At 63.8% G+C, this 26,589-nt stretch carries 25 protein-coding genes and 3 pseudogenes; 6 read left to right on the forward strand and 22 right to left on the reverse strand.

Annotated features, from left to right (window positions below; all coding sequences use genetic code 11):
* Positions 1 to 430: 430 nt before the first annotated feature.
* The 3 genes from BSL82_RS18755 to BSL82_RS21240 all read left to right on the forward strand — a co-directional run bounded on the left by BSL82_RS18755 (position 431) and on the right by BSL82_RS21240 (position 2,742).
* Entirely contained in the window at positions 431 to 1,507 is a 1,077-nt protein-coding gene (locus BSL82_RS18755; RefSeq protein ID WP_019053930.1) for a hypothetical protein, read from the forward strand.
* Positions 1,508 to 1,655: 148 nt separating this feature from the next.
* Positions 1,656 to 2,360: a DNA adenine methylase gene (locus tag BSL82_RS18760; protein ID WP_014194362.1), complete on the forward strand. Its 705-nt coding sequence runs from the start codon at positions 1,656 to 1,658 to the stop codon at positions 2,358 to 2,360.
* Positions 2,361 to 2,499: 139 nt separating this feature from the next.
* The gene (locus BSL82_RS21240; RefSeq protein ID WP_157410260.1) at positions 2,500 to 2,742 is read left to right on the forward strand and encodes a hypothetical protein; all 243 of its coding nucleotides are present in this window, start codon (positions 2,500 to 2,502) and stop codon (positions 2,740 to 2,742) included.
* Positions 2,743 to 2,752: 10 nt separating this feature from the next.
* Here BSL82_RS21240 and BSL82_RS20810 read toward each other — a convergent pair whose 3' ends face one another.
* Entirely contained in the window at positions 2,753 to 2,902 is a 150-nt protein-coding gene (locus BSL82_RS20810) for a hypothetical protein (RefSeq protein WP_006954178.1), read from the reverse strand.
* A 223-nt stretch (positions 2,903 to 3,125) separates the two neighbouring features.
* Here BSL82_RS20810 and BSL82_RS18765 point away from each other — a divergent pair, with 223 nt between their 5' ends.
* Positions 3,126 to 4,328 (forward strand): IS256 family transposase, encoded by a 1,203-nt coding sequence (locus BSL82_RS18765; protein WP_026149849.1) that lies wholly within the window; start codon positions 3,126 to 3,128, stop codon positions 4,326 to 4,328.
* Between the two features lie 155 nt (positions 4,329 to 4,483).
* On the opposite strand, the gene BSL82_RS18770 is transcribed toward BSL82_RS18765, so the two are convergent.
* Positions 4,484 to 4,729: a helix-turn-helix domain-containing protein gene (locus BSL82_RS18770; RefSeq protein ID WP_019053933.1), complete on the reverse strand. Its 246-nt coding sequence runs from the start codon at positions 4,727 to 4,729 to the stop codon at positions 4,484 to 4,486.
* A gap of 29 nt (positions 4,730 to 4,758) precedes the next feature.
* On the opposite strand from BSL82_RS18770, the gene BSL82_RS18775 reads away from it, so the two are divergent.
* On the forward strand, positions 4,759 to 5,157 hold the full coding sequence (locus BSL82_RS18775; RefSeq protein WP_158011144.1) for a hypothetical protein: 399 nt from the start codon (positions 4,759 to 4,761) through the stop codon (positions 5,155 to 5,157).
* A 1-nt stretch (position 5,158) separates the two neighbouring features.
* Here BSL82_RS18775 and BSL82_RS18780 read toward each other — a convergent pair whose 3' ends face one another.
* The 19 genes and pseudogenes from BSL82_RS18780 to BSL82_RS21270 all read right to left on the reverse strand — a co-directional run bounded on the left by BSL82_RS18780 (position 5,159) and on the right by BSL82_RS21270 (position 25,450).
* Positions 5,159 to 7,834, reverse strand: a complete 2,676-nt coding sequence (locus BSL82_RS18780) for a DUF5710 domain-containing protein (RefSeq protein WP_226998758.1) — start codon at positions 7,832 to 7,834, stop codon at positions 5,159 to 5,161.
* Positions 7,835 to 8,163: 329 nt separating this feature from the next.
* Complete coding sequence (locus tag BSL82_RS18785; RefSeq protein ID WP_072595456.1) at positions 8,164 to 9,030, reverse strand: ArdC family protein; 867 nt, start codon at positions 9,028 to 9,030, stop codon at positions 8,164 to 8,166.
* A 169-nt stretch (positions 9,031 to 9,199) separates the two neighbouring features.
* Positions 9,200 to 11,362 carry an integrase gene (locus BSL82_RS18790; RefSeq protein ID WP_072597917.1) on the reverse strand — a complete coding sequence of 721 codons (2,163 nt, stop codon included), beginning with the start codon at positions 11,360 to 11,362 and terminating at the stop codon, positions 9,200 to 9,202.
* On the reverse strand, positions 11,359 to 13,146 hold the full coding sequence (locus BSL82_RS18795) for a hypothetical protein (protein ID WP_072597918.1): 1,788 nt from the start codon (positions 13,144 to 13,146) through the stop codon (positions 11,359 to 11,361). The genes BSL82_RS18790 and BSL82_RS18795 overlap by 4 nt, the downstream gene beginning before the upstream one ends.
* Entirely contained in the window at positions 13,143 to 14,492 is a 1,350-nt protein-coding gene (locus tag BSL82_RS18800) for a tyrosine-type recombinase/integrase (RefSeq protein WP_062061010.1), read from the reverse strand. Before BSL82_RS18800 ends, BSL82_RS18795 begins: the two co-directional genes overlap by 4 nt.
* Positions 14,493 to 14,687: 195 nt before the next feature.
* A pseudogene (locus BSL82_RS21885) lies at positions 14,688 to 14,777 on the reverse strand (zincin-like metallopeptidase domain-containing protein); the annotation flags it as partial.
* A 110-nt stretch (positions 14,778 to 14,887) separates the two neighbouring features.
* Positions 14,888 to 15,880, reverse strand: coding sequence for a tyrosine-type recombinase/integrase (locus BSL82_RS18810; RefSeq protein WP_072598509.1), 993 nt, complete (start codon positions 15,878 to 15,880; stop codon positions 14,888 to 14,890).
* Complete coding sequence (locus tag BSL82_RS18815) at positions 15,877 to 16,818, reverse strand: tyrosine-type recombinase/integrase (protein ID WP_072598510.1); 942 nt, start codon at positions 16,816 to 16,818, stop codon at positions 15,877 to 15,879. Before BSL82_RS18815 ends, BSL82_RS18810 begins: the two co-directional genes overlap by 4 nt.
* A complete protein-coding gene (locus tag BSL82_RS18820; RefSeq protein WP_226998518.1) occupies positions 16,815 to 17,810 on the reverse strand; it encodes a tyrosine-type recombinase/integrase in 996 nt (331 codons plus the stop codon). Before BSL82_RS18820 ends, BSL82_RS18815 begins: the two co-directional genes overlap by 4 nt.
* A gap of 53 nt (positions 17,811 to 17,863) precedes the next feature.
* Positions 17,864 to 18,490, reverse strand: a pseudogene (locus tag BSL82_RS18825) (ArdC family protein); the annotation flags it as partial.
* 18 nt (positions 18,491 to 18,508) lie between these two features.
* Positions 18,509 to 18,760, reverse strand: a complete 252-nt coding sequence (locus BSL82_RS18830; RefSeq protein WP_006954184.1) for a hypothetical protein — start codon at positions 18,758 to 18,760, stop codon at positions 18,509 to 18,511.
* On the reverse strand, positions 18,757 to 20,937 hold the full coding sequence (locus BSL82_RS18835) for a DNA topoisomerase 3 (protein WP_019053936.1): 2,181 nt from the start codon (positions 20,935 to 20,937) through the stop codon (positions 18,757 to 18,759). The genes BSL82_RS18830 and BSL82_RS18835 overlap by 4 nt, the downstream gene beginning before the upstream one ends.
* Before the next feature lie 4 nt (positions 20,938 to 20,941).
* Positions 20,942 to 21,475, reverse strand: coding sequence for a conjugative transfer signal peptidase TraF (traF, locus tag BSL82_RS18840; protein ID WP_006954186.1), 534 nt, complete (start codon positions 21,473 to 21,475; stop codon positions 20,942 to 20,944).
* Complete coding sequence (locus tag BSL82_RS18845; protein ID WP_072599014.1) at positions 21,472 to 23,364, reverse strand: type IV secretory system conjugative DNA transfer family protein; 1,893 nt, start codon at positions 23,362 to 23,364, stop codon at positions 21,472 to 21,474. Before BSL82_RS18845 ends, traF begins: the two co-directional genes overlap by 4 nt.
* A gap of 21 nt (positions 23,365 to 23,385) precedes the next feature.
* The gene (locus BSL82_RS21245) at positions 23,386 to 23,682 is read right to left on the reverse strand and encodes a hypothetical protein (RefSeq protein ID WP_226998765.1); all 297 of its coding nucleotides are present in this window, start codon (positions 23,680 to 23,682) and stop codon (positions 23,386 to 23,388) included.
* Positions 23,679 to 24,152 carry a conjugal transfer protein TraH gene (locus BSL82_RS21250; protein WP_226998759.1) on the reverse strand — a complete coding sequence of 158 codons (474 nt, stop codon included), beginning with the start codon at positions 24,150 to 24,152 and terminating at the stop codon, positions 23,679 to 23,681. The genes BSL82_RS21245 and BSL82_RS21250 overlap by 4 nt, the downstream gene beginning before the upstream one ends.
* 79 nt (positions 24,153 to 24,231) lie before the next feature.
* Positions 24,232 to 24,471 (reverse strand): annotated as a pseudogene (locus tag BSL82_RS21255) (LPD7 domain-containing protein); the annotation flags it as partial.
* 286 nt (positions 24,472 to 24,757) lie between these two features.
* Positions 24,758 to 25,063, reverse strand: a complete 306-nt coding sequence (locus tag BSL82_RS21940) for a hypothetical protein (protein ID WP_503660811.1) — start codon at positions 25,061 to 25,063, stop codon at positions 24,758 to 24,760.
* Between the two features lie 93 nt (positions 25,064 to 25,156).
* Positions 25,157 to 25,450: a relaxase/mobilization nuclease domain-containing protein gene (locus tag BSL82_RS21270; RefSeq protein WP_226998761.1), complete on the reverse strand. Its 294-nt coding sequence runs from the start codon at positions 25,448 to 25,450 to the stop codon at positions 25,157 to 25,159.
* Here BSL82_RS21270 and BSL82_RS21275 point away from each other — a divergent pair.
* Positions 25,352 to 25,732, forward strand: coding sequence for a hypothetical protein (locus BSL82_RS21275; protein ID WP_226998767.1), 381 nt, complete (start codon positions 25,352 to 25,354; stop codon positions 25,730 to 25,732). The two genes, BSL82_RS21270 and BSL82_RS21275, sit on opposite strands and share 99 nt — an antisense overlap.
* Here the strand turns inward: BSL82_RS21275 and BSL82_RS18855 are convergent.
* A complete protein-coding gene (locus tag BSL82_RS18855; protein WP_226998762.1) occupies positions 25,722 to 26,060 on the reverse strand; it encodes a plasmid mobilization protein in 339 nt (112 codons plus the stop codon). The two genes, BSL82_RS21275 and BSL82_RS18855, sit on opposite strands and share 11 nt — an antisense overlap.
* Positions 26,061 to 26,589: the final 529 nt, after the last annotated feature.

A 26,589-nucleotide genomic window follows, 5' to 3' on the forward strand; every position in this document is an offset into this window, starting at 1 on the left:
CGGGGCCTCCGTCGCTGCGGGGTGCGCCTCATCCCATAGAGCTTTCCAACGCTCCGCCTCAATGCGGCGCGCCATTGCGCGGTTCTCAACCGCGTGCAGCCTTCGCGCTTCTCCGGGATCGCTATCCATGAATCTCGCGCTGCACGATTAATGGTAAGGTTCCGTTGCACACCATGATTAACAGCCTGCCGACGATAGATTGAGCATATCGCGCTGGCGCGGCTCCTTCGCCCTGCCAGCGCCGTGCCTGCCCGATACGGTTCTGCAACAACTCTGCTTTCGGGTCGCGCACAACCCCCGTTGTGTCCGAAAGTGCGAAAGCCCGGCCCTGTGTCGGGCTTTCTTATATTCGTGCTAGACCACGCCCCAACAAATAGTTCTGGTTCTCATAGACGCCTGCGTCTATGCCGGATCTGACAGAGGAAGCGGGATGGCATTGGAACCTATCAGGGTATTGGAGTTCGCGGACGCCGATCGCGCGGACGTGCAACGGCGCGTGGTCGATGCCGTGCAAGCTGCGCCCGAACGGTTCCTGACGGACTATGCGGCCCGACCCGGCACGTTCGGGGGGCGCTACGTCTGTGCGGACGCCATGAAAGAGCTGCTTCCCGAATATACCGCCTCAAGGGAGGCCCGCGGCCGATACAACGCGCCCGTCCACAATGCCGCGGCCGTTCTGGCGGCCGAACAATACCGCCGTGTAGTGGCCGATAGCTCCGATCCAGCCCGCAACCTGGTGCTGTTCGTAACCGGGATGCCGGGAGCCGGGAAAACCTCTGAAATCCAGTATGCGGCGCTGCATGAAGGAAACCGGCTCGGCCGTGACGTGCGCGCGATCTTTGAGGGCCAGCTTGTCGATCCGCAAGCAAGCATAGCCAAGGTCGAACAGGCATTGAGCGCCGGATGCAGGGTCGGGGTAATAGCGGTTCTGCCTCGGCCAGAGGAGGCGCTTGCGCACACATTCCAACGCTTTGAGGAGCTGGGCCGGGGTGCGAGCGCGGCCGTGATGGTGCGTATTCAGGAGGGCACGCCTGACGGCCTAGAGGCCCTTCTAGGTCGCTTTGGCGATCAGATTTCGGTTGCGGTCCATGACGTGCGCGATCGTGCGAATGTTCATCGCCTAGAAGGCATGGACGGTGTAAATATCTGGCGGAAGGAATTGGAAAATGGACCTGTCCAAGAAAGACTTGAAAGAGAGTTCGACCGGCTCAACCAGCTCGGCCGCGTCAGCGCCGATTGCGCCCTCCAATTCAAAGGACAGTCTCCCCACGGGCAACTTTACGCGGTTGGAAGCCCTGATGTTGGTGGGAGCCTCGCACATGGCGACGGACGAAAAACTACGCCGGAAAGTGGCCGAACGTCTCTCCTGAACGCAGCGCGGGGAAGCTCGCTCGCCGGACTCTCCGACGCCCTCAAGACAGGCCAGAGCGAAGGCGACGGCAAAACCAAATCCGACGAAATCGGCCACGGCCTGCCTAAGCCGCCGTCGCCCCGGCGTTCCAGATGAACGCCCCCAGCCTTAACCTTCCGTTTGGTGTTAGCCGGGGAGCGTTGCGAGGGGCTGGCCCCTTGCTGTGGGGGTCGAGCGGGACGCTAGGCGGCCCGATCGCAGGGGGACACTTCCCCCGCCCGCCCCTTCCTTTCCAGTAGTTGCCATGACCGGCTATCTCGGCTCGAAACAGGTTTCGGGCGCATATCAGGCTGTGATTGCCAATATGCCGCCGCACGATACCTACATTGAGACGCATCTAGGCTCCGGCATCGTCCTCCGGCGCAAGCCTCCCGCTGCCCGCTCGATCGGCCTCGAAATTGATCCGGCTACCTTTGAGTGCTTCGGCTCGATCGCGGCGGAGGAATCGAGCGCGTTCGATGGCGCGGCCGTTGAAACCTACAACGTCGATTGCCTCGCCTTCCTGCGCGATTTCGACTTTTCGGCCGCTGGGCGCGTGCTGATCTATGCTGATCCGCCCTATGTCCTCGCCACGCGCTCCCATCCGGGCACGCGCTACCGCTATGACTATACGGACGCGGACCATAGGGAACTGCTGGCCGTCCTCGATGCGCTGCCCGCCTCGGTGATGATTTCAGGCTATCCCTCGTCCCTGTATAGCGAGCTGCTGCCCGCGCCGCGCTGGCGCGTCCTGTCCTATCAGGCCATGACGCGAGGCGGGCCGCGCACCGAATGTCTATGGATGAACTATGCGCCCGATGCGGCGCATTGGGCCACCCATGCCGGGGTGGATTTCACCGATCGCCAGAGGATCAAGCGCAAGGCGGCACGTTGGAAACGCATGTTTAGCGAGCTGCCTGCGGGCGAGCGAATTGCGATCCTCGCCGCGCTGCTGGAAGTGGACTCATAGCAGGCCAGCACCGCACTCGTTGCCGTTGTGAAATGATTAACCAAAGCATCCTAGATCAGCCCTGCGACCCGAAGAACCTTTCTCGATCATTTAGGTTCTTTCACTGGACCCGGCTGCATTAGCTGTCGGGTCCATCTTTTTGCGCCCCCAGCTCGTCCACCAACATTTAACCAAGGCGGGCAAGGGTCCGATTACCGCTCCTGTGTCAAAAGAGGCGATGAACGGCGATAACAACAGGCCCTTTTCGCGCGGCGATTTGTCGGCGCTTCTGCTGCTGCTGTTCACGCTCGCCATGATGGCCTATAATTATTCGCATCCAGAGTGGGCGAGCCAAGGCGGCATATGGGCCTACATTGTTCCCCGCCACGGGACAGCATCATAGGCGTGCGCGCCTATCCGATGACTGAACGGACAAAGCGGACGATCGGCGGCCCAACGCCCGCGAGGAAGGCAAGCCCGGTAAGCGCCAGCAATCCCCAAAACTCGATGTGGATAAGCAAGTCGCTGCCGGTATCGTCGTTCGGATCGGGCCATTCCTTCATGGCACCGGATGATTACGGCTCCGGCTCGATGCTGCAACCTCCTAAGCCAGCAAGGAGGCTTCACCGGGATCGCGTCCCGGGACGTGGTGTAGGATCTGGTGGTAGCGCTGCTGGCCGGACGCGCGCTTTGGATATTGCACTGTAGCGTCCGGCCAGCAGCGCGGGTGGTCACCGTGGTTTTCGGATAGGTTTGGGTTGCGAAGCTCGAACCTGGAGAACCACGATGACCGATTCTATGATGCACCTGCGCGCGCTGGTCGAGAAGGCCCCGGACGCGGATATTTTGCGCGAGATGATCTCGTTTGCCGCCGGGCGGTTGATGGAGATGGAGGTCGGCGGCTTGACGGGTGCGGGCCACGGCGAGAAGTCCACCGATCGGCTTGTCCAGCGCAACGGCTATCGCGACCGCGACTGGCAAACCCGCGCGGGAACGGTGGAACTGCGCATCCCCAAGTTGCGCAAGGGCAGCTATTTTCCCGGTTTTCTGGAGCCGCGCCGGATGGCCGAGCGGGCGCTGACGGCGGTCATCCAGGAGGCCTATGTGCATGGCATCTCGACCCGTTCGGTCGATGACCTGGTCAAAGCGCTTGGCATGGACGGCATTTCGAAGAGCCAGGTCAGTCGCCTGTGCGAAGAGCTCGACGAGAAGGTCAACGCCTTCCTCGAACGCCCGATCGAGGGCGACTGGCCGTACCTTTGGATCGATGCCACCTATGTCAAAGTCCGCCAGAACGGTCGGATCGTCTCGGTCGCGGTGATCATCGCGGTGGGCGTCAACAGCGACGGTCGCCGCGAAGTGCTGGGCATGGACATCGGGCCATCCGAGGCCGAACCCTTCTGGACCGCCTTCCTGCGCAAGCTGACGCGCCGGGGCCTGCGTGGGGTGAAACTGGTGATCTCCGATGCTCATGAAGGCATCAAGGCAGCGGTGTCCAAGCTGCTGTGCGCAACATGGCAGCGCTGCCGCGTCCACTTCATGCGCAATGCGCTCGCCCATGCTGGCAAGAGTGGCCGGCGCGTCGTCTCGGCATTCATCGGCACCGCCTTTGCCCAGGACACGCCTGAGGCAGCCAGCCAGCAATGGCGTTCCGTCGCCGACCAGATGCGCCCAAAGCTCCCGAAACTGGCGACTTTGATGGACGATGCCGAACCCGACGTGCTGGCCTACATGACCTTCCCAAAGGAACACCGCGCCAAGTTGCACAGTACGAATCCCATCGAGCGCCTCAATGGCGAGATCAAGCGCCGCACCGAGGTCGTGGGCATCTTCCCCAACGAGGCTGCGATCACCCGCCTGATTGGTGCCATTCTCATGGAACAGTCCGACGAATGGGCCGTCCAGCGCGGGCGCTACATGTCGCTTGAAACGATGGCCCCGGTGAGCGACAATCCCATCGTCATGCTCTCGGCTGTGCCCGGTGCATGATCGGCTCAAGCTGATGCCGAAATTGGCGGTGGCCCAGATAAGCTACACCACGTCCCGGGACGCGATCTTCACCGGCCCGCATCATAGACGGGAACGTCTATGCCACCGGCGACATAGACGCGGGCGGCTATGCTGCAGCACATAGACAGCGGCGACTATGCTTCAGCGGCCAACATTTCCGAGACAGGGCACCCGATCGCGTCCGCGAGCTGCGCCATAACATCCAAGGTCGGATTGGCCTTCCCGTTCTCGATAAACGAAATGTAGGAAGCCGTGACGCCGGTTTGCTCATGCAGCATCGCTTGCGACATTTTGAGGGCCTGCCTCCGCGCCCTCAACCGCTTCCCGAATAATTTGCTCAACGGGTGCGCCATATCGTCCAAACGTAGGTATATTGCCATTCTGGAACCTGCTTCGGAGTCGGGTGATGATGGACTTGAACGACGAACAATATCACCGCCTCCAACATGCTATAGCCCTCACGCGCGAAAGCCTCGCTATCGCGGCGGAGCTGGGCGACGATCTATCAGCCTTCCAACTGAAACACGCGCTCCATTCGCTGCATTACATTAGCGAGCTAGAGGCCGAAGGCCATGACGATCGGGAGCCTGTCACCCTGACCGTGGATGAAGCGAAGGCCCCGCGAACTGCGAGAACAATGCGAGACACGGACTTGAGCGATGAACAATATCGCCGCCTCCTCCACGCTATAGACCTCGCACGGGAAAGCCTCGTTATCGCGGTGGAGATGGACGACGACATAACCGCCTTCCATCTCAAAACCGCGCTCCGTTCCCTCGACTATTCTAGGAAGTTGGTTTCCGCTTGATCTAGCGTCGAACGCTGCGGCGCTGGGCCGGTTGATCGTCTCCGATAACCGGCCCGGAACGCTTCCTTTCGCGTTCGTCGTCCAGCTTGATCCGGGGAGCCTCCCGCTCCTGCTGACGCGGGTTCTCGATCGCCGCCCTGATCTGGCGCACCGCGCCTTCACGGCCCAAGCGGCTGTTCTGCTGCAAGTCGTTGAAGTCGGTGAAGCGTGCCGGGTCGGCCTGCTGCTCGCCGGGGGCGAAGGTCGGGAAGACCGGAACGCCGTTCACGGCCTGCGCCGCTTGGGTCGCCTTCTCCTTGCCGGGATTGTAGCCGAATTTCTCCAAGACGCGCTGATCGTCCTCGCCCATGATGAAAATCGGCTTGTCGGGGTAACGCTCGCGCAACGCGGCTGCGACGGCGGGGAGGTTGCCGGAATCGAACGCCGCGACGGTCGCATGGTCCACCACGCTAGAGACGGTCGCCATCGTCGCGTAGCCTTCGCCAATCATAATGCGCGGGGCCTTGTCGAGCGCGGCTAGTGCGGCCTGCGGCGTCACGCCCCCGTTGACCACATGGAAACAGCTTTCCTTGTGGCTCTCCTTCGCAAAACGCTTCGTGCCGTCTTCCTGAATATATTGCGTCGTCCAGTGCTTGCCGCTGGTGTCGATCGCCGGAAGGTGGATTGTAGTATCGCTGGCGCTGGCGAGCGCGCCGATCGTCGGCGCAATACCCTTCCTCTCCATGTAGGGCGTTGCCTGCTCGATCTGACGGCATTGCGCGGCGCGCTGCTGCACGCGCTCGGCCGTCGCATCATATGTCGCCGCCCGCTCCCGCTCGCGCTCCTCTCGCTTGGTGGCGGCCTCGGCGTTCAACCGGGCCTTTTCCTCCTCGCTCAACGTGTAGCCGGTGCTTTTCCATCGCATATCCAGCCCCGAACGGTTGTTCTTGATGTAGCCCGCTGGGTGGCCATCGGTGAAGGCGACATAGAAACCCGCCACCTCGCCCTTTCCATCGCCCTGTGCCGGAACGCGGTGGGTCTTGCCGTCCATCATCGGGTGCCCTGCGGGAACCTCAAGGCCAAGAGATTTCATCGCGTCGGCAAATTCGACCTCCGGGCTTTTCGCCTCCTTCTGGCGCGGCTGATTGTCTATTTTCCAGCGCGCCAGCTTCTCCGGGTCCGCGCCCTCCGGCGCATACCAGCTCTTGCGAGCGGCATCCCATTTCGCGCCGTTGGCTTTGGCAAGGGTTCGTTCGCCATAAGGCACCGCCAGATATTCGCGTGCCTGTCGCGGGGTTTCCTGCATCGTTTGCCCTTCCTGCGGCTGCTCCGGGGCCGTGGGGCGCTGCGCGCGCTCGCCGGGGAGCGATTGGCCTAGATCTCCTGCGGGTGCCTCTACGGCGCTTGAAAGCCATTTCTGGAACGGCTCGACATTAGCGCCTGCCGGAACATACCACGACTTTTCGGCCTTATCCCATTTCGCGCCCAAGGCTTTCGCCTCGTCCTTTTCCCGATAGGGGACCGCAAGATATGTGCGGGTGGAAGGCTCTGGCGCGGCGTCCCGCTGGTCGGTCGCGGCGATGCCCAAGGGCGGCGAATTGACCGCATAGAGAGGGGCCAAGCCCTGCCGCTCGCGGCGCTCATCGGCATATTGCTCGGCCTTCAAATTGACAAGGCGGGCAACGTCCTCCGGGTTCTGGTCGCGGCCGTCAAAATCGGTGATCTGGTTCGGCCCAAGCGACAAGGCGATATAGCGGCGGCGTTCGCTATCTGCGGAATAGCCCGCCATAAGGTTTCGCTCGCCGTTCGGGGTTATCATCGTGCCGATCGGCCCGACGCCCTCAAATTGCCGTCGAACGGTGTGCATCGGCCCGCCACTATCAACCGGCTCCCAACCGTGCTTGTCGATCAGCGCGCGCAAAGTGCGGTCGGAATAGTGCTGCTGCGGCTCCGGTATAGGATCGCCTATGGCGGCAACGGCCCCGGCTGCGGCGGCCCATCTGTCGCCGCTATGGTCTGTCAGCCGCTCGACCGTAAACCCGGAGGCATTGAGCGCCGCCGCAAGCCCCGGTCTGGCGAAGGCGGCCTTTATACGCTCGTCCAGCTCCATATTGAGGTCGTCGGATATTACTAGGTCCGCTTCCTCGTTCCCCTCGAAATGGGGGCCGTTCTGCCACTCCTCATAGGCTTGAACAGTCTTGGCCATGTCCGCGACCGCAAGCCGATCGCCCTCATCAAGATCATTCTGGCGATACTCCTGCGCCTGCTGGAAGTCTGGCGGTAGAGTAACGCGGAACCTGTCAAAATCCTCGCGCGTGGCAGGCCGGATTTGATCTAGCGGACTGGCATAGAATGGCCCGTTAATCGGGTTGCGCCCGTCTATATTGCTGGCAAGAACGCCCAACATCGCCATGCCCGGCTGCTGATAGCAAAGCGTATTTTCGTTGCTGACGAAATATTGCGTATGGTCGTGTGCCTGCTCGACCTGCTGAACCTGTTTTTGTTCCAGCGCCAGAACATAGGTGTGAATCTTCTCGGCGTCCGATGCGGCACGGACAATCTCAAGCGGGTCTTCCTCAAGGACTTTGATCCATGATCCGACATAGGCCGCGTGCTGCTCCGGGTCGTGGCCGATCTGCAATTCCTGCCCGGTTATGAGGCTCGCAATCTCGGCGACATATCCTGACAGTCCAGCCAAAAATGGCGGTTGGAAATAAAAACCATCGGTGCCTCCAGCACTGCCCAGAACCCCATGGCTCCCCCGATGCGGGGGCGGGCGGCGAGAACGACCGGAGAGGCCCGCGCAAGCGGCGGGCCGCACCCGGCTCGGCGAAGCCGGGCTTGCGGCGCGCCGTGGCGGGCCTAGCAGGGAGCGCCGACCAGACCCGCATCGAGGGAGGCCCGAAAAATCAGCGCCGCCGCGCCAGCGGCGTCCGTTGGTGAGCGGGCGAAGCCCGCGCATCGCCATGCGCGACGAAGCGGCCGAGCCCGCGAGGGATCGGCCGCTCAGCGTTGGTTGCTGCTGGATCATGGCTGCCGGGTGTGCATCCAGTCGGCCGCCGCCTGCGCCTTGCTCGCCGCGGTGAAGATCGCCCGGGGCTCGTCCTTGAGCAGTTGCAGCCAGGAGGCGATGTAGGCCGCGTGATCGGGTCGCGGTTCGTGCGCGATCCCGAGATCGGCGAGCAGGAACGATGCGGTCAGCTCGGCGGTCGCTTCCTCCATGGCGAGCGCGTGCTTGGTCCACTTGGTGCTGAAATCCCGGTCGAGCCGATGGGCTGCGCCACTGGCATGAGCTGCCTCGTGAATATGGGTGGCGTAGAAGCCGTGGGCGTCGTGGAAGGCGCTGAAATCCGGCATGTGGATGCGGTCTTCGGCGATGTGATAATAGGCGCTGGCCGAGCCGTAGACGGTATCGATGCCGAGCGCGGCGATGAAGGCTTCGGCGGCGGCGAGGCGTTCGCTCTCGGGCAGGACCGGCCCCGGTTCGGGCGCATAGCCATCGATCTGATCGGCGTTGAACAGGCTGAACGCCTTGGCGAAAAGCCGTCGGTGGTCGCCATCATCGTCGCTGGCTTCGTCACCCTTCGCGCGAAACTCCTTCCAGAGGACGCCGAGGCTGGCGTGCTCGCCCTTGCGGACCTGCGCGCCGAGCGCCTGCCACTGGCGATAGGTGCCCCAGACCCCGCTCGCATAGCCGCTGCCATAGGCGGCCGCCCAGAGCGAGACCGTATTTATGCCGCGATAGGGCTTGCCGCTGGCGACGTTGGTCGGGCGGGTGACGTCGGCGCCGGAATGATGCCACGGCATGCGCCAGGTGCCGGTGCCGGCTTCGATGGCGTTGACGATCGCTTGCGTGATGCGCGCGTAGACGTCGACACGTGGTGAGGCTGACATGATCTGTTCTCCGTTCTCGCGGCGGGGACCATCCCCGGCGGCGGAGGCCCGTTCGCGCCGGGCACAGGGGGGCTCGCGCACCCGTCAGGGCCGCAGCGAAGCGAAGGACGGCGAAGCCGTTGCGCGGGCGCGCCGACCGGCGCAGGACTCCGCCAACAGCCGGGGTGGTCTACGGCGCGGGAGGATCGATCCCGGCAATCACCGCGGTCAGGCGATCGAGCTCGCGCTGGAGAGCTTGACGCTGGAGATCGGAGATGCGCCGTTCGCGTAGATGCGCCCTGACATCGGCCGCCGCGCGTTCCCAGGCCGGCCTGTGGCGGGCGGTGATGCAGGCGTTGGGACAGCGGGTCGGCTCGCACAGGGCGGTGAGTGGCTGCGCGGGATCGGGGGTCGTCACGCGCTTGAGGCAGAGCGCGGTCGCGGGATCGAAGAAGCAATCCGCGAGCGGGCCGACATGGAAGGTGCGCGCGACGCTGGCGAGCATGACGCGCAGGCGGGCGCGATCGGCGATCATGGCGGGCAATGGCCCGAGCTGAACGGCGGCATCGTCGAGCGTCCGCCCGATACGCGGTCCCGCCGGCCCGCCAAGCGATGCGCCGCCCTGACGCCGGTCGAAATAGTCCAGCAGGTCATCAGTCTGACCGAGCCGGCACTGCGCCTCGACCTCAGCGCGAAACCCCGATGCGCTGGTCCCGGCATAGCCTTCGAACGCGGCGACCGAGGCGTGCTTGTACTGGATCATGCCGGCGATGGTGCCGAACGGACGGTTGGCGATGTGCCACGCGATCGTGCGCCGGAACTGCCGCGTCGTGATGCGCCACGGCTTGCCATCGGGACCGGGCGGGATGACCGGCATATCGGGGCTGCCGAAGGCGGTGTTGAGGTGATCGCGGAAGGTGTTGAGCTGACGGACCACCTCGCTCGACAGATGCGTCTTGGAGACGGCGCTCGCGCGCAGCACCGGCCAGAGCGTATCGCTGCCGCTGGCGCGCGCCGGTCCTGCCGACAGGCGTTCGAGCACCGTGATCGCATCGGCGACCGGCTCTATCGTCACCCAGCTCGCCGCCTCGCCCACGGCCGCCCGGCGCTTGTAGATGGTCGATCGGATGCGATGCCGCTCGATCAGGCCGTCCTCACTGCGCGCGATAGAGAGACACCCGCGCCGCATCGCCTGCACCTCGCAGTCGCGCATGCCGGTCAGGTAGGCGCACACGATATAGGCGGCGGCCTGGAGCATCCGTTCCTCGTGTGCGAGAGTCTTCGCGTCGAAGTGCTCGCGCCATGGCCGACCGCTCTCGGGATCGATCGAGATCGGCGTGTCCATGCCGCCGACCTCTACCCCCAGTTCGGCCGCCACTGCGTCGATCAACCTCGCTTCACCGCCGGTCAGCAGGAGATGCGCGCCTGGCTCGGCCTGCACGTCGATCCCGGCATGGAGATGCAGGAGATGGGCGTTGATCGGTGGGGTCACGGCGCCGGTGTTGGGGTCGACGCGCAGCTTGCCGTTATGAGCGGTGCCCCAGATCGGTGCGCCGCGCCCCTCGCGGCGTCGGCGACCGAAATAGGCCTTCAGGCGGGTGCGGCGACGTTGCCGGCGATCAGCGTCCGGGAGGCCGGAGTCGGCGGCGACGAGACGATCCCGGCGCGCTTCGAGCCGATCAAGCTCGCGACGGGCTGCGAGAATGTCGTCAGCGAAGACGGTGACGTAGCGCAACGACCATGCGAGCAGCGCGGCGATGACCTCTTCCGGGAACCGCGGCGTGCGGTTCTCCCGGACATGCCGGTAGCCCGCGACGCGGGCGGGCGCCTGTCCGGCCCAGGGCTCGAATGCAAGGCCTCCGCCAGCGAGGTGGTCACGATAGTGATAGAGATCGGAGATCACTTCGAGGAGGTGGCCGACGATGACGGGTCGCCGGGCCGGATCGGCACGAAGGTGCCGGGCATAGGCATCGACCAACGCCTGATCGATACGGGAAACGTCGAGCCGTCCGAGCCGCTCACGGGCGAAAGCGAAGAACCGGCGGGCACGGTTGAATGCCTGGCGAATGCTCGCCGGCGGCAGCTTCGGGCGGTAGCCGGGAAGATCGACGTTGAGACGGGCGTAGAGATAGGCGCGCATCGCCGCCTGCACATCGGCATGTTCGAGCACGTCGAAATGCACGGTGACGTGGCAGCGCCGGGCGTTCTCGCGGAATACGGCGAGACCGAGATCCCAGCTCGGGTCGCCGACGCGAGACAGCTCCTCGCGGGCGTGGCCCTCCTTGAGCGGCGCGCTCGCCAGCACGGGGCGATCGTCGAAGGCAGGCTCTTGGGCATGGGCGGGTATGGTCATGCGCGTGCCTCCGGCGGCAGATAAAGCCGCTCGCTCTCCATCTGCCGGCGCGCATCGGCGATGACGGCATCGGAGAAGGCCGGCACGACCTGGGCGGTGATGCGGGCATGGACGCGGCCGAACTTGGCCGCCCAGTCGGTCGCGGGCAGGCTCAGCCGCTGTTCTTCGACGAAGACGAGGAAAGCCAGGATCGCGGGGAGCTTGCGCGCGGTGATGACGGCGTTAGGGCAATCAAGGCAGCCCCAGAAGGGCTGCGCACAGGGCGAACCGGCCTCGGCGAAGGGACTGTTATGGAAGCCCGCGCAGGCGGCGAGCCAGACATCCTGTTCGCCGTCGAGCAACGGACCCACGGTAGCCAGCGGCATCAGCGGCTCGGCCTGATCGGGCGCTTTGCGCAACGCCTGCTCGGCGGTGGGCGGAAGCACGGTCGGCATCGCGGCGGCGACCGCTGCGCGGAAGGCGTCGGCGACGGCCGTCTCGTGCAGGGGCCGGAGCGACGGCAGATCAGCATAGTGGCGCGCCGCTACCTCGCGCGAGTGGCCGACCGCGAAGCGGGCTATATGCCCCTCGGTCTTGGTGTACCATAACGCCTTGTGGGTCTTGCGGAGCCGGGAGAGCAGCAGGTGGAGCGGCTTGCCGTCGTCATCGACAATATCGTTCTGCGCCACCCAGGCATCGATCCGTTCCGTCGGGTGGCGGATACCTGCCCGCAGGCCGCCAGCGTTGTGATAAACCCAAATACGATCGTCGTTTAGATGCGTGCGGGCAGTCGCCGTGACCTCGATCAGGCGACGAATAAGACCGCCAGGCGTGCCACCACCGCCGTCGCGGACGTGCATGCTCTTATGCTCGGCGCCGCGAGCGCGGCGCTTGAGATAGCGCAGTTCCACCGTGCCGGCATGGGGGTTGGTGAGACAATCCACGGTCAGCGTCTTCAGGCACTCGGGCTCGAGGCCGGTATCGAGCGTGAGCAACACGAGCAGCGCCGGCAGATCGCGCGCAAGCAGGTGATGGCGGCCATGCAGGTCGTCGATGAGCGTGCTGATCGGCAATGCGCGCCGCATGCGCATGAAATAGAGGCTCTTCAGCGCGGGCTGGTCTGCGACGATAAAGCCCTGCCGCGCGATGATCGCTTCGACATCGGCGCGCGCGCTGGCGATGACCGGGTCGCCCTCATCGGTCCGGTCGTCGGCGCCGAGACGGCGGAACATCGCTTCGACATCGGTCCTCGCGGCGTCGCGCAACGCGCGGGCGACGAAGGGGCTATAAGCATCGCGCGGGGTCGAGCGGCCCGCCGATGTGGCCAGCGTGTAGCGCAGCCGCTCATGCAGGTCGGACGCGATCCGATCGGGCCGGTCTGCCTCGATCGCGCGCAATGTGTTGATGATCTTGCCGACCGTTATGTGCCGGTGGATCGCGCCCATCCCGCGCTGTTCGAGCGCGGAGGCGAACCCATCGATATGGACTGCGCGCAGGTCGCTGACGCCAGCCACGTTCAGCGCGTCATCGCCAAGCCAGGCGAAGAACAGGCGGTAGGCATTTACATACTGCTTGATGACGCTGGCCGCACCGATGGGGCCGCCGAGCGCCGCTGACCGACGTAGCGCGCCCGCGAAGGCGATGGCGAGTGGGCGAGGAACGAGCCCAGTCATATCGATCAGGACCGTTCCGCCATGCCGTGCCTCGATCGTGAACTTGAGGCCGAGCACAGGATCGGGCTGCACGGACTCCGGCGTGATCGGCGCGAAAGCGACAGGCCGGCCCTTGCGGGGATGCCCGCTCATGCGCCCTGCGGTCCCGGCAGCAGCGCGAGCAGCTCCTCGACGGCCGCGTCCACTGTATCGGCGCGCGTCGCGATATGATCGAGGTAGATATAGGTGGTGGTGAGGCTCGCGTGGCCGAGCAGACGTTGCACCTGTTGCAGCGGGTCGCCCAGGATCAGCCGGTAGCTCTCCACCGGCCCCGCCGGCAATGCCGCTTCGCGCCGCCGCTGCTGGATCAGCAAGGCGAGCATATGGACTGCGAAGGTGTGACGAAGCTGGTGGGGACTGATCGACAGCGGGAAACCGTTCTCCTCGCACCGCTTGCAGGCACGGGTGAAGATCACCTCCCACGAGTTGGGGCGAACAGGCTGCCCTACCTCGGTCAGCCATAGCGCCGCCGGCTCGTGGGGTGGTCCATCCTCGTCGCACAGGATCAGGCGGCATCGTTCCTCTGGGGTGCAGACATCGCGCATGCGGTCGAGACCGGCGCGGGTGACAGGGATCGGTCGTTCGAGCTTGGCCGCGCCGTCCCGCGCGGCGAACTTGGTCACGCCTGCGGCGCGTTCGACGGCGACATAGGCGGCGATCTGACGCAGCAGCCGACGCGGGACCAGCACACTGCGTCCCCGGTCGCCCTTGGTGAGCGGCGGCGGCAGGCGCAGCCAAAGCTGCTGAGCCTGATCGTGGTCGTGATCGATGGCCGCAAGCTCATCGGCGAGCAGGCCCGACGCCTCTTCAAGACGCAGGCCAGTGGTGACGAGAAGGTCGGCGAACAGAGCGTTGCGCAGCCCGTTGCGATCGCGAGCGCCGGGGCGCTCGGTGCCGTCCGGGGTGAGGCCGCGCAGGCCGACCTCGCGGAAAATGTGGTAGTCGTCCATCGTGACGAACCGCACATCCGACCGCCTGGCAACACGTTCATAGGCGTCGTTGCGCGCCGCGATCATGCCACGACGGCCACCTTGCGCCGGTCGCCACACGGCGCGGCGGCTAAACGGCGCGTCGGCGATCAGCCCTTGCTGCTCGCCCCAGCGGTAGAGGCGATCGAGGCTGGCGACAGCCCGGTTCCAGCTTGCCGCCGTGATCCGGTGATCGGCCTCGTCGCGGCGTCGCTCACGATGATAGGCATCGACATCGTCGCGGGTCGCAGCCCACACGGTCTTGCCGCAGGCATCGAGAAAGCGGAGCCAGACCGCAACATCATAGGCGTAGGCGCGAAGCGAGTGCCGCGAGCGGACCCCCGACAGCGGCAGGTCGAGAAAGAAGCGATCCAGATCGGGATCATAGAGCGCGTCACCGCGCAGGATCAGCGGCACATGCGCATCGAGACCCTTGGCCTCGCGGCGCTCGCAAACAGTAATGATCGACACCGGCCCGAAACCCTCCCCCCGGACCCCCCACCCGGAAGCTGACCTCACACCGATGCGCTCTATGGCCCGGCAGTAATCAGGCTGGCCTCCGCCAGCTCTTGGGTCAGCGCTACGGCCAGCCTGATTACTGCCTACCGTGGGCGTCCATCGCCGACCTTACTGCAATGTTGCGGACGGCGCAGACTGTCCAGATAAGGCCCGCAATTCTTCGCGGGCATAGCCTTCCGAACCGAACGGGTGCGCCAAATCCCGGTCAAGGCGGTTGGGGTGGCCAGTCCAGTGCCCGTTATGCCGATATCGGCATAAAGTGCATAATGCCGCGACCCGGATTATGCCGCGCGGCCTCTGGTCGAGGTTAGTTTTCTGGCCTTCGGCCGCGCGGCGATTCGGCATAATCAGAGCCCTTCCAAGAACGCGAGGAGCTGATCGTCTGGTCGGAACCGACCCGACGGGGTTGGCGGAGCGGCGACGCGCGCGAGCGCTTTCTCTTTCATCCGCATGTCGGCGTGGATGTAGATTTGGGTGGTCTCGACGTTCTCATGACCGAGCCAGAGGGCGATCACCGCTGGATCAACACCGTGGTGGAGCAGGTCCATCGCGTTGCTGTGACGTAGCGTATGTGGCGTAACCCGCTTCGCGCCGATGGTGGGGCATGTCCGCGCCGCCGTCAGGCAGTGTTTACGGACGAGATGCTCCAGCGCATCGCGGCTGAGCTGTTCTCCCCGGATCGACGGGAACAGCGGCCTGCCTTCATCCTTATCGCTGCCGATCCATACAGCCAGCAGCTTGGCCGTCTCGCGGCGGAGCGGCGTGGCGCGCTCTTTGCGGCCTTTGCCCATGCAGCGGATGTGCGCGCCTGTCCCCAGTGCGACATCGCCGCATCTCAGGCCGACCAGCTCGGATGCGCGAAGGCCGGTCTGAACCGCGAGCAGCAACAGCGCATGATCGCGCCGTCCCGCCCAAGTCGAGCGATCCGGTGCTGCCAGCAACGCCGCCATCTCCTCGGCATCGAGGAACGTCACCGTGCGCTTCACGTAGCGCTTGTTGGGCATCGCCAGCACGCGCTGGCAGTGCAGCAGCCAGGTCGGATCGGTCATCGCGACGAAGCGGAAGAACGACCGGATCGCGGCGAGCCGAGTATTTCGGCTTCGCGCGCTGTTCCCCCGCGCCGTTTCTGTATGGACGAGGAAGTTGGCGATCAGATCGGCGTCGATGTCATCGACCAACAGCTTGACCGGCGGCTTGCTAAGCTGAGCACTCGCATATCGAAGCAGCAGCCGGAACGTGTCGCGATATCCAGCGACCGTGTGACGGCTCGCTTCCAGCTGGGTGCAAAGCCGGTCGGTAAAGAAGCGCTGGATCAGCGCCGGCAAGGCGGTGGCGCTCATGATGCCATCTCCCCGCCGATCGCGGTGGCACGGGCCATCGCTAGATCGAGCAGCTCCGGCACCGCTTCCAGATACCAGTATGTGTTGGAGGGGTTGGTATGACCCAGATAGGTCGTCAGCCGGATCATCTCGCGCGCCGGGTCTTTGCCGGTCCGATACCAGTTGATCATCGTGCGTACCGCGAAGGTGTGGCGCAGATCGTGGATGCGCGGCCCTCGGCCATGTCGCTGATACTGCTGGTGGGATCGCAAGCCGATCCTCTGGCATGCCTGCGCGAAGTTATAGCGAGCCGAGCAGTCAGTGAGCCTCGTCGCCTTTTCGGTAACGAACATTGGGCTGGCCGGGTGACCGATCAACCGATCGCGCTCCCCGAGGTAGGTGACCAGCTTCGCGACGACGGTATGATCAAGCGGCAGCAGCCGCTCGCGACCGAGTTTCCCGCGTTTGACGCGCAGCACGCCGTGACCAACATCGATATCGTCCCGGGCGAGCGCCAGCGCCTCGCTAATCCTCAGGCCGGTGACCGCCACCAGCCCGAACAGTGTCGAGCAGGTCAGCCCACGAAGGCCATAAATGGATGGCAGCTCGCTGGCGGCTGCGATGATCGCACCGACCTCGGCATCGCTGTAAATGTGCGGACGCGGTCGCTTCGACGAGTCTGGCAGCAGGCCTTGCGGGGGCACCTCGTTGGCAGGATCGAAGCCGCTCAACCACTGTGCGAACAGGCGTACAACGCAGAGCCTCGCGGCGCGCGTCGAGCTAGTCGCTTCCGCCAGCGATGCGTGCCAACGCAGGAACAGTGCCGTGTCGACATAGGTCGCACCTTCAGCGTCGGCGTAGCGGGTAAAGCGGCGGAGGATGCGCTCGGCGGTTCGCAGGTCGTAGCCAAGCTTGCGACGAACGCTCAGATAGCGGTCGAGCTGAGTCGAGAGGCTCATTGCACGCCTCCCTTCACGGGCCAGGGCATCGCGACAGACCGCAGGCCGTCGATATCGAGCCGGGCATATATCATCGTCGAAGAGCGCGAGCGGTGGCGCAGCACGTCGCCCACTTCGTCGAGCGACGCACCCGCGTTCACCAGCTGGGTCGCAAGGCTATGACGCAGCAGGTGCGATCCCACATAGGGCGTCACCGGCTTTTGCCCGGTCGCCTTGAGCGCCTCCTTGAGGATGGAGTTGACGATCTGCCCGTTCGCAAACGGGCGATATGGCGCGCGCTGCGCCACGAACAGGGTTCGGCTCGCCGTAGGGCCACGCTCAGTGCGGAGATAGGAACTCAGCGCGTCACCCACCTCTGGCGAGATGGGCAGGCGGTCATGGAGCTGGCCCTTGCCGCGCACCACCAGCTCGCCGGCACGCCAGTCGATATCGTCGAGCTGGATTGCGATGACCTCGACCGCGCGCAAGCCGAGCCGCGCCATGATCAGCAGCATCGCATAGTCGCGTGCGCCGTATCGGGGATTGTCGCGCGCCGAAGCGAGCACCGCTTCAACGCCCTCTGGCGCGAGGTGCCGAGGGAGGCGCGCATCCCATCGTTTCGCCGTCTTAGGAAGGCTCAGCGACAGATTGGTCGCCGTCAGGGCGCGCCCGAACAGATATTGCAGGAAGGTGCGAACATGCGTCGCGACCGTCTTGTCGCGTCGGCCAGTTGTCAGGACATGCTCGATGAAGCCGATGACGTCGGCAGGTCGAAGCCTCGCCAGATAAAGTGCGCCCTCGCCGAAGCGATGGTCGAGGAACCGATGGGCGAACCTCAGCGTGTGATAGATCGTCCGCGGGCTCAGGCCACGCTGCTTGATGAGATAATCCTCAAAGTCGGTCAGCAGCGCCGCCCGCTTAATCTCCGCCTCGTTCAAAATGTCCGTCATGATCTTGATGCTCCAGATTGTTGGAGCGTCGAAGATTATGCCGAACAGGCCTCGCGCGATCATGCTGCCAACCGCGCCATTTCGACGCCATGCGGCATAATCCGGGTCGCGGCATTATGCCCCAGCTCGTGCAGCGCCGTGGCGTAGAACCGATCCGCGCTCGGAAACTGGCTCCGCAACGGCAAGGTGATGCTGTCGGTCGAAGGCCGATAATAGGCGCGGTCGCCCGCTTCCTCGGTGATTTTCGCGCCCGACGCCCGCAAGATGGCCTCGGCCCGCTCCACCGGATTCCATTCGTGCGTAGTGGTGACGATCGGGGCAAGCCCGTCGATCTGCTCGGCGTTGAACACCACGGCATAAAACGCACGGGGCCGCTCAAGCTCGACCTTCTCTTTCCTCTGGCGACCCTCGGCATCCAGAACGGGCTTACCGCTCTCGTCCCGAACTACCCGCTCCTCCTCGAACTGCCAGTATTGGACAAGGGAGCCTTTCTCGCCCTTCCGCACCTGTGCGCCTTGGGCTGCGGCCTGCTTGTATGTCAGCCAGCGATTATCAGCCCGGCCCTCGGACATGAGATTGAGGACATTGACGCCGCGATAGCGTTTCCCCGTGGTGGGGTTGAACGGCAACCCGCTGCTGCCCGTCGCCTCCCAAGGCTTTTGCCAAGGGGCGGTGCCCTGCTTCAACTGCTCTATCAGCTTGTCGGCAACGCGCTGGTGAAAAGGTATCTTGCCCTCGGCCATATCCTCGCCTCCTCCCGATTAGTCGGCGTTGCGCGCTGCCGCGATCAATTCGCCGCGTCCCGTGGCGATCGGCTCCGCGTCACCATCAAGCCCTTCCTCGGCCTCGCGCGCGTCGGCCTCGCTCATGGCATCCTCAACAAAGGCCCCCGCCCGCTCCGCCTCCTCCGGGTCGAACTCCACAACCGCGCCGGGAGTCTCGGCGTCGGCAAGTTTGCGCGTCACCAGCTCGTCAAGGGTGGGCACGTCCTGCGCATTGGGTTGATCCGTCATGCTCGTTCTCCTTTGCTGAAATCGGGCTGTCCCTTGTTGTCGAAATAGGTCTGTTTGCAGCCGGGATAGGCGCTGCAACTCCACCAGAAGGCCCCCTTCTTTTTCGCGGAAGGACGCCGCACTAGGCCAGCGCCGCACGCTTGGCATTTGTGCTGCTGCGACGGCACGGGCGCGGGAGCCTTCACCAGCTCCGGCTTGCCCGCCTTGTCATTGGCGGTGAATTTACAGCCGTCGGCATAGCCGGTGCAGGACCAAAAATAGCCCTTGCTCCCTTTGATCCGGCGCAGCGGCTTGGAACATGACGGGCAAGGCGGCGCGTCGATCGCTATGGCAAGGCCCTGCTCTTTCACCCGCGCGACCTCGCGGCCGACATAATCGGCCAGTCCGCGAACGAATGTCATGGCATCGCTCTTGCCCTCGGCAATCGCGCGCTGCTGTTCGTGCCAAATGGCGGTCATGTCGGGAAATTTCGCCTGATCCGGCAAGGCGTCATAGAAGCCGCGCGCCTGCGGGGAGCTGACGATATTCTTGCCCTTCTCGATCAAAAAGCCGCGATCGAAAAGCGTGGCTATGATGCTGTCGCGGGTCGCCGGGGTTCCAATTCCGCCATGCTCGCCCGCCTTCCCCTTGTCCTTCTCGATCAGGAGTTTCCTAAGCCGCTCGTCCCGAACATATTTGGCCACCCGCGTTAGGTCGGTCAAAAGCGTGGCCATCGTATAGAGCGGCTTGGGCTTGGTTTCCTGCTGGTCGGCGCTGGCGGAAAGGCATTGCCCGGCCATGCCCGACGCGATCGAACGCAAATCGGCCGCAAGGGTGTCCTCGTCCTCGGCAATGTCCTCATTGCCTACATCGTTCTTATAGAGAACCGTCCAACCCGGCTTGGTCACAACCTTGCCCCGCGCGGCAAAGGCGTGACCCGCAACCTCTATCTCGATTTCGGTCTGGTCATATTGGTTCGCGGGCCAGAACTGCGCGACATAGGCGCGCGCGATCAGCATATAGATTCGCTGCTCCGGCTCTGTCAGCGCGGCAAAATCGGCCGTGGCTTCGGTCGGAATGATGGCGTGATGCGCGGAAACCTTCTGCGAGTTGAAGGCCCGGCTTTTTATCGCCGGGTCCGCGCGCTGCGCGATCGCCGCCAGCATCGGGACCGTCGCGGCGACGGCCGCCAGCACGCCGGGGGCGTCCGCGTGCTGCTCATCACTCAAATATTCGCTGTCGCTGCGGTTGTAGGTGATAAGGCGATGCTTCTCCCGCAACGCCTGCGTAATGTCCTTCACCTGATTGGGCTTATAGCCGAATTTCCGTGCGGCATCGGTTTGCAGCTTCAAGAGGTTGTAGGGCAGCGGCGGCGCTGCCTCTTTCGCCGTGGTCTTGGCGCTGGCGATGCGAGCCGGTTGCCCCTGCACCGCCCCGGCTACCGCCGTCGCAAAATTGCGGTCGATCAAGCGGCGCTGCTCATCAACCGGGTCGCCCTCCCCGATCTGGTAGCGCGCGGGAAAGGTCAGCCCGGCGAAACTGAACTGGCCCGAAACCGTGTAATAATAGCTCTTGGTGTGCGCCTCAAAATCGCGGTCACGGCGGACGACAAGGCCCAAGATAGGGGTCTGCACGCGGCCGACGCTAAGAACGCCCTGAAACCCCCGCGCCTGCGCCGCGAGGGTATAGGCGCGGGTCATGTTCACGCCATAGAGCAAGTCGCCCACGCTGCGCGCCTCGGCCGATGCGGACAACCCGGCAAATTCACGGTTATCCCGCATGGACGCCAAGGCCCGCTGCACAACCTTTAGATTGTTGTCATTGATTAGCAGGCGTTGGACCGGCAACCGGCTCCCGGCCCATTGCAGAATCTCGTCAACAATAAGCTGGCCCTCATCGTCGGGGTCGCCCGCGTGAATGACGCTCCGCGCCGATTTGAGAAGTTTGCCGATCGTGCGGAGCTGGGCGCTCGTCTTGGCGACGGGCCGCTTTTCCCACGGGATGAAGCTGATCGGCAGCGCGGCCATGTTCCACGGGTCTTGCGGGTCCACCAGCTCAAGCATGTGGCCGATCGCCCATGTCACATAATGACGGCCGCAATCTATGAAGCCGTCTTGTCGCGCCCCTCCCCCAAGGCCCTCGGCAATGGCCCGCGCGAGTTCGGGCTTTTCAGCAATGACAATGATCTCCCCGCTCATGCCGTCACCACGTCACTACGGGTTTGATAGGGGCGGTCACTTGCCGCGCGCTGATCGGCCCGAAATAGCGGCCGTCGAAAGAGGCCGCGCCATCGCCAAGGACAAGGATTTCCCCGTCGCCTAGCGTCCAATCGGCATTGAGCCGGGGCAAGGCCCGCCCTGCCCCATCGGCAAGTTGCGGGGCGCTGTCGGGGACAAGGCGGCCGTTGATCCGCACGCCCTGCCCGCCAATCTGAACGCGGTCGCCTTTAGCGGCTAAAATCCGCTTCATCATTTCATAGCTTCCGCTGGGGCAGTCGCCGGGTTCGATGTAGCGCCTACGCAACGCCTCCAAAAAGGGCGGCGCTGCGGGCGGACAGAACGCCACAAGATCGCCCTTTTGCGCGGTCCCGCCCGTCGCCCGATAGACGCCTAGCGGGATGCTCGGCGTAGCGTTGAAGCGAAGGCCCGCCGCCTTCGCGCCAAGCATGGCGATCATGGCCCCCGCCACGCCACAAACCGCATAGCGGCTGACCTTGGCGAAGCTCGGCCGCTTCATAGTTTGATCCTCCGGCCCCCTTCGGGCGGCTTCGGCGCTTGATTGCCCCTGATCGTGTCGCTCCGATCCGGCGCGGGAATCTTGGCGCGGGCACTAAAGGTCGGGTCTTGGAAATAGAGGGGCTGACGGCCGTAGATCATGGGATAGCCTGCGACATAAATCAGCATGTCGCCCGCTTCCGAAATATCTCCGTCCGGGGTCTTCTTCGGCCCCGGCATCCTCATACACTCATCCGGCGTCAAAAGCGGGCGCTGGGTTTCCTGCACGGTCTTGGACACGGTGCCACCAAAGAACCCCCCGCCCCCGCGTCCCGTGCTTTTGGTGATTTGCTCTTTAAGAACGGTGGTCTGGCCGGTGAGTTTGGAAAGATGCTCGGCCGTCTCAACGCGGTTGGGCGGATAGGCGTTCTGGATATGAGCATTGGAGGTTATCAGCTCATCCGGCCCATAGCCGGTTTCCCGGCTCCTAAGCTGGTTGGTGTCCTGACAAATGAGATAGAATTTCAGGCCGTAGCCTGCGGCGAACGCCAAGGACTCCTGAATGATTCCAAGTTTCCCAAGGCTGGGAAACTCATCAATCATAAATAGCGCGCGGTGCTTGTAGCTCTGAACCACCCGGCCCTCCTCGAACTCCTGCTTGGGCGCGAGGATACGCACCATCATGTTGAGCATGACGCGGACAAGCGGGCGCAGTCGGTCCTTATCCGTGGGCTGGGTGATGATGTAGAGGCTAACCGGCCTCTCGCTGTTCATCAGGTCACGAATGAGAAAATCGGAAGTGGCGGTATTCGCGGCCACAACCGGGTCTTGATATAATTCTAGATAGCTCTGCGCGGTCGATAGAACCGATCCGCCCTCATCATCGGGACGATTGAGCTGGGCGCGCGCGGCTTTGCCGACAACGGGATGATTTTTGCCGCCCGGCAAATGGCCGAACGTAAGCATTTCCTCCCAAACTTCCTGCGCGGGCCGAACCGGATCGGCCAACACGGCATCCACTTCGGCCAAGGTCGCCGCGTTGCCGCCATGCTTGGCTTTGTAGATGACATGCAGGATCACGCCTACCAGAAGCGCCCGCGAGGTCTTTTGCCAGTGGCTTTCGACCCCCTTCCCGTCCGGGTCCACTATCAGCGTAGCGAGATTCTGAACGTCTGCGACTTCGTTGTCAGTCCCTACCCTGATTTCGTCCAGCGGGTTCCAGTGGGCGGAGCCGCGCGAGCTGGCCGGTTCAAATCGCATGACGATCTGGTTGGCGTGTTGCTTCCTCCAACCGGCGGTCAACGCCCATAGCTCGCCCTTCAAATCGGTGATGACGGCGCTATGCGGCCACGAAAGCAGCGTCGGGATGACAAGGCCCACGCCCTTCCCCGATCGGGTCGGGGCATAGGTAAGGCAATGCTCCGGGCCGGAATGGCGTAGATAGACCGTCTTCCCGTTCTTCTCCTGATAAGCGCCAATATAGACCCCATCATTTTCAACGAGGCTGGCCGCGCGAATGTCCTCCATGTCGGCCCAGCGGGCCGATCCATGCAGATAGGCATTGCCCTTCCCGGCGTTCGATTTCGCCAGTTTGACAGCGGCGGTTATCAGGACGCCCACGCCGAAAACCACGGTGCCCACGCCCACGGCTTGCCCGAAGGCGGGTTTCAGCGCCGGAACCTCGCTCCATTTGCTGAACCATTGCAGGAAACGCCACGGGGCATAGATATGGCCCGCACTCGGCCCCAAGGTTGCCTGATAGGCCATCTGGTGCGCGAACATCTGCGTTGCGCTCCATAAGCCTCCAAGGGCGGAACCGGACACAAGGGCCGCCAGCAACGGACGATTATCGCCCTTGCTTCCGCGCTCCCGCACTTGCGGCCCGATGGCTGTATTGCGCTTCTTTGCCATGCTTTGCCCTTCTCGCGGCCGTTACCGGCTGCGCCCCTTGCTTTTGACGGTGCCATTGCTGGCAATCTCGATCGGCTCGCCAATCGCCAGCTTGCCCGCGCGGGCGGCGCTACGCGCGTCTACGGGCAGCACAAGCATGTCAGCGCCATCTCTTAGGAGTATCAATTTCTGCCCTTCGATTTGTCGCGTCCCGGCGTAAATCAGCGGCCCATGATCGCCAGTGAACAGCCGATGCGCCGGTATATCCATTCCAATGTGACGCTTCGCATTACGTTCCGCAATGTATTTATCCGCTGCTATGGCCTGATCGTCGCTCATTCGCGGCCGATCGTCGTCCCGTCGCACAACACGATCTGGCCGGGCTTTTTGGTCGTCCACGTCTGAATGAACATCACGCGGCAATAGCAAGCGACCTCGCTCGGCGTGCTGAACCAGACCGAGTTGGGACAGGTCGCGCAAACTACCTCGGCTTTCGGGCGGCGGCTCTCGTCCAACGCGGCCAATGTTGGGCTTAACGGCGCGCTCGCTGGGGGCCTCGGCTCCTCCGGCGCTAGAATGTCCATTTCTGGCGGGCTGTGCGTGACCAACTCCAACGGCGGCGGTGCTGGCTCCTCCGGCTGCAAGTCCGGTTCCGGCGTTGGTTCCTCCGGCGCTGACGGCACCGGGTCGGAATGTCCCGTTTCGACCTGGTGCTGTGGCGCTGGCGTCTCGTCCAGCGCCATTGACGGCGTTTCGCCCAACAACGCCAGCGCCGCCTCTATCTCCTCGTCCAATGATTTGTCTGTCACGCGCACGCTCCTCTTGCCTGATATTTTGACGGCGGGCCTCTAGATCGGGGTCCGCGAAAGTGATGGGCATGGCCGAACGGGCGGCGGCTTCCACCACAAGGGCCTTGAATTGATCGCTGCCGCTAATCGCCAGCCTGTCGCCATAGCGTTCGTGCGCAAGCCGCAAGGCGGCAACAACGCCCTCGATCTGCGCCCCGCGCGATACATGCAGGCGCTGGCCATCATGCGCACCGCTGCATTTGGCGGTGCGGTAGATGATCGTCCCGCGCTTAGTGATGTGGTCTTGCCTGATCGCTGCGGGATGCGCTGCGGTCGGCATGCGGCTATATGCAGCGCGTCATTGGGGGCTGTGCGCCGCCCCTCCCGCGCGCGCAGGGCCTCAAGGGCGGTCTGGTCGCCTGCCTTGCCTGCTCCTGTAGCCAGTCATTCCACCCGCGCCGGGAATTGCGCGACGCAATGCGCCCCGTTCCCGCCCGTGGGCGGCGACAATCTTGGCAATGGCGGCCTTGGTGGACGGCGGGCCGCCAATGCGTAATTGAGGCGCTTAACAACCGGGCCGCCACCTAGCAGCTTTATCGCCGCCCGCTTCGTCCTCCCGATGCGCTTCACCTGTTCAATGGCCGCGCGGCGCTTGGCTGCGGCCTCGGCCAGCTCGACCTTTCGGCGCGTGGCGCGTGTGCCCTGCTGCTCGCGGTAGGCGGAGAATAGGGCGCTGGTGTCGATACGGGAGGGCACGGGGCGCTTTTCATAGGTCTGACGGGCCTTCGGCGCCCCCTCCCTCCCTGTGCGCTCTGGAAGGCTCCCAAGCGTTTCTCTAGCGCCCCTTTTGACAGCTCGCGCGCGATGGAGCTGGCCTTTACGGTCGTTCCGTCCATCGCCGCAAATATCAGGCCGTTGCCGCGCGCCTGCACCGACAAGCCGAAATTGGCCGCGATCTGGTGCAACTCGGCCCAAACTCGCGGCGGCCTTCAATGGCTCGGCGCAATTCCGCTGCGCCCAACCTATCAGGCTTTCCGTGCCCGCGATCTGCTCCATGTGTCGCGCGCGCGTGCTTCTCCCGCGCGCTGCCGGGCCGCATGATTATCCGGCTCTAACCCGTGCTTGACCTCTAGCCGCTCACAAACAGCGGCAAGGGTTTGATAATCCCGCAACGGCGCGTGGATCGTGTGCCGGACAGGGTGAATCTTGTTGATCGCTAGATGAATATGCGTGTTGTCGGTGTCGTGGTGGACGGCGCTAACCCGTTGATGCTCGGCAAAGCCCAACGCGGCGCATACCGCCTCCTCTATGTCACGCATAACCTCGGCGCTGGGATTCTCGCCGGGCCGGAAGGAAATAAATCAAGTGGTAGGTCTTATCCGACGCCGCCCGCTGGTTGGCGATTGGACAAGCATAACGTCCTGCGCAGCATCTTCTGGCGTATGGCCGTTGCAGTTGGTGACAGTCACCAGACCCACGCGCTCGTCACGTCCCTGCGCGCTGGTGATGTATCGCACCAACCCGCCAAAATCGCTCTTGGAAGTCGCCTTCATGGGGACGTGTTTTGCGATCATCGGCGCGGCCCCTTTTTTAGCCGCTAAAATCTTGCCGGGAGCGCAAGACCTTCCGAATGATGCCGGATAACTCCTCCTGATTGGCCTCGATTTTGGCCAGCACGCCCCGGATGATAACCGGCATCCGCTCCGGGGCCATCTCCTCCAACTTGGCGTCGTCGGTAAGCCATAGCTTCAACAGGCCGCCAAGGCGGCCAAGGTCGCCATTCACGCGCACCAACTCGCGCCCCTGTTCTATGTCGATCAGAGGGCGCGGCTCATGCCCTAATCCAAGGACGCGGAGATAGGTGGATGCGCTCAAGCCGGTTGCCTGCGCGGCGGCTTCGATCTCCGCTTTCTCCCCGCGCTGCACCATATCTTGACGTGGTGCCGCTCGCGTTTGGCCTTGGGCTTGTCGTTCAACTCTCTCCCTTTCGACGCGGTAGCGGCGGGCCTCGCAGAGCAGGATTCCCGTTGAGCGCCCCCGGTGCGAATAAGGGGAGTAATGGGGGTGTCCGCGCTTGCGTGGATGCCTCCATTACCTATCCTGCCCCGTCTTCGACGTTTAGACGCCAAATAGAAACTGTTGCTGGAACGATCATATATCGTTCACCCCCGAAAATATCTAGCGCCACCCGGCCCAATCTGGCAGAAAAATAGGATATAGCGGGAGTTTCATCGGATCGTAGCCGGTTTATGAACGCTTTATAGCCGATTGTGCGCCGAAAAATATCGTAGGTGGAAATGACAGACAGCGGAAAATCCTTCACGGAGCGATTGCGCGAACGGGCGGCCTCACGGGAGCCGGGGGGCAAAAACCGGAACCTCGCACAATTCCTCGCGGCTCGATCGGACATAGATGCAGCCCTTGCGGAAGGATGGCCGGTGCGCGGCATATGGGAGCT

Origin of the sequence: Tardibacter chloracetimidivorans (genome assembly GCF_001890385.1) — a bacterium.
Lineage (GTDB): Bacteria > Pseudomonadota > Alphaproteobacteria > Sphingomonadales > Sphingomonadaceae > Tardibacter > Tardibacter chloracetimidivorans.

Coding starts and splice junctions, on each gene's coding strand:
- BSL82_RS18765 (WP_026149849.1), top strand. CDS start 3,126: ATGACCGATTCTATGATGCACCTGCGCGCGCTGGTCGAGAAGGCCCCG.
- BSL82_RS18835 (WP_019053936.1), bottom strand. CDS start 20,937: ATGAGCGGGGAGATCATTGTCATTGCTGAAAAGCCCGAACTCGCGCGG.
- BSL82_RS18755 (WP_019053930.1), top strand. CDS start 431: ATGGCATTGGAACCTATCAGGGTATTGGAGTTCGCGGACGCCGATCGC.
- BSL82_RS18795 (WP_072597918.1), bottom strand. CDS start 13,146: ATGAGCGGGCATCCCCGCAAGGGCCGGCCTGTCGCTTTCGCGCCGATC.
- BSL82_RS18830 (WP_006954184.1), bottom strand. CDS start 18,760: ATGACGGATCAACCCAATGCGCAGGACGTGCCCACCCTTGACGAGCTG.
- BSL82_RS18775 (WP_158011144.1), top strand. CDS start 4,759: ATGGACTTGAACGACGAACAATATCACCGCCTCCAACATGCTATAGCC.
- BSL82_RS18770 (WP_019053933.1), bottom strand. CDS start 4,729: ATGGCAATATACCTACGTTTGGACGATATGGCGCACCCGTTGAGCAAA.
- BSL82_RS21245 (WP_226998765.1), bottom strand. CDS start 23,682: ATGAGCGACGATCAGGCCATAGCAGCGGATAAATACATTGCGGAACGT.
- BSL82_RS18855 (WP_226998762.1), bottom strand. CDS start 26,060: ATGGTGCAGCGCGGGGAGAAAGCGGAGATCGAAGCCGCCGCGCAGGCA.
- BSL82_RS18790 (WP_072597917.1), bottom strand. CDS start 11,362: ATGACCATACCCGCCCATGCCCAAGAGCCTGCCTTCGACGATCGCCCC.
- BSL82_RS21270 (WP_226998761.1), bottom strand. CDS start 25,450: ATGCGTGACATAGAGGAGGCGGTATGCGCCGCGTTGGGCTTTGCCGAG.
- traF (WP_006954186.1), bottom strand. CDS start 21,475: ATGAAGCGGCCGAGCTTCGCCAAGGTCAGCCGCTATGCGGTTTGTGGC.
- BSL82_RS18785 (WP_072595456.1), bottom strand. CDS start 9,030: ATGTCAGCCTCACCACGTGTCGACGTCTACGCGCGCATCACGCAAGCG.
- BSL82_RS21275 (WP_226998767.1), top strand. CDS start 25,352: ATGAATATGCGTGTTGTCGGTGTCGTGGTGGACGGCGCTAACCCGTTG.
- BSL82_RS18810 (WP_072598509.1), bottom strand. CDS start 15,880: ATGAGCGCCACCGCCTTGCCGGCGCTGATCCAGCGCTTCTTTACCGAC.
- BSL82_RS18820 (WP_226998518.1), bottom strand. CDS start 17,810: ATGATCGCGCGAGGCCTGTTCGGCATAATCTTCGACGCTCCAACAATC.
- BSL82_RS20810 (WP_006954178.1), bottom strand. CDS start 2,902: ATGAAGGAATGGCCCGATCCGAACGACGATACCGGCAGCGACTTGCTT.
- BSL82_RS18815 (WP_072598510.1), bottom strand. CDS start 16,818: ATGAGCCTCTCGACTCAGCTCGACCGCTATCTGAGCGTTCGTCGCAAG.
- BSL82_RS18760 (WP_014194362.1), top strand. CDS start 1,656: ATGACCGGCTATCTCGGCTCGAAACAGGTTTCGGGCGCATATCAGGCT.
- BSL82_RS18845 (WP_072599014.1), bottom strand. CDS start 23,364: ATGGCAAAGAAGCGCAATACAGCCATCGGGCCGCAAGTGCGGGAGCGC.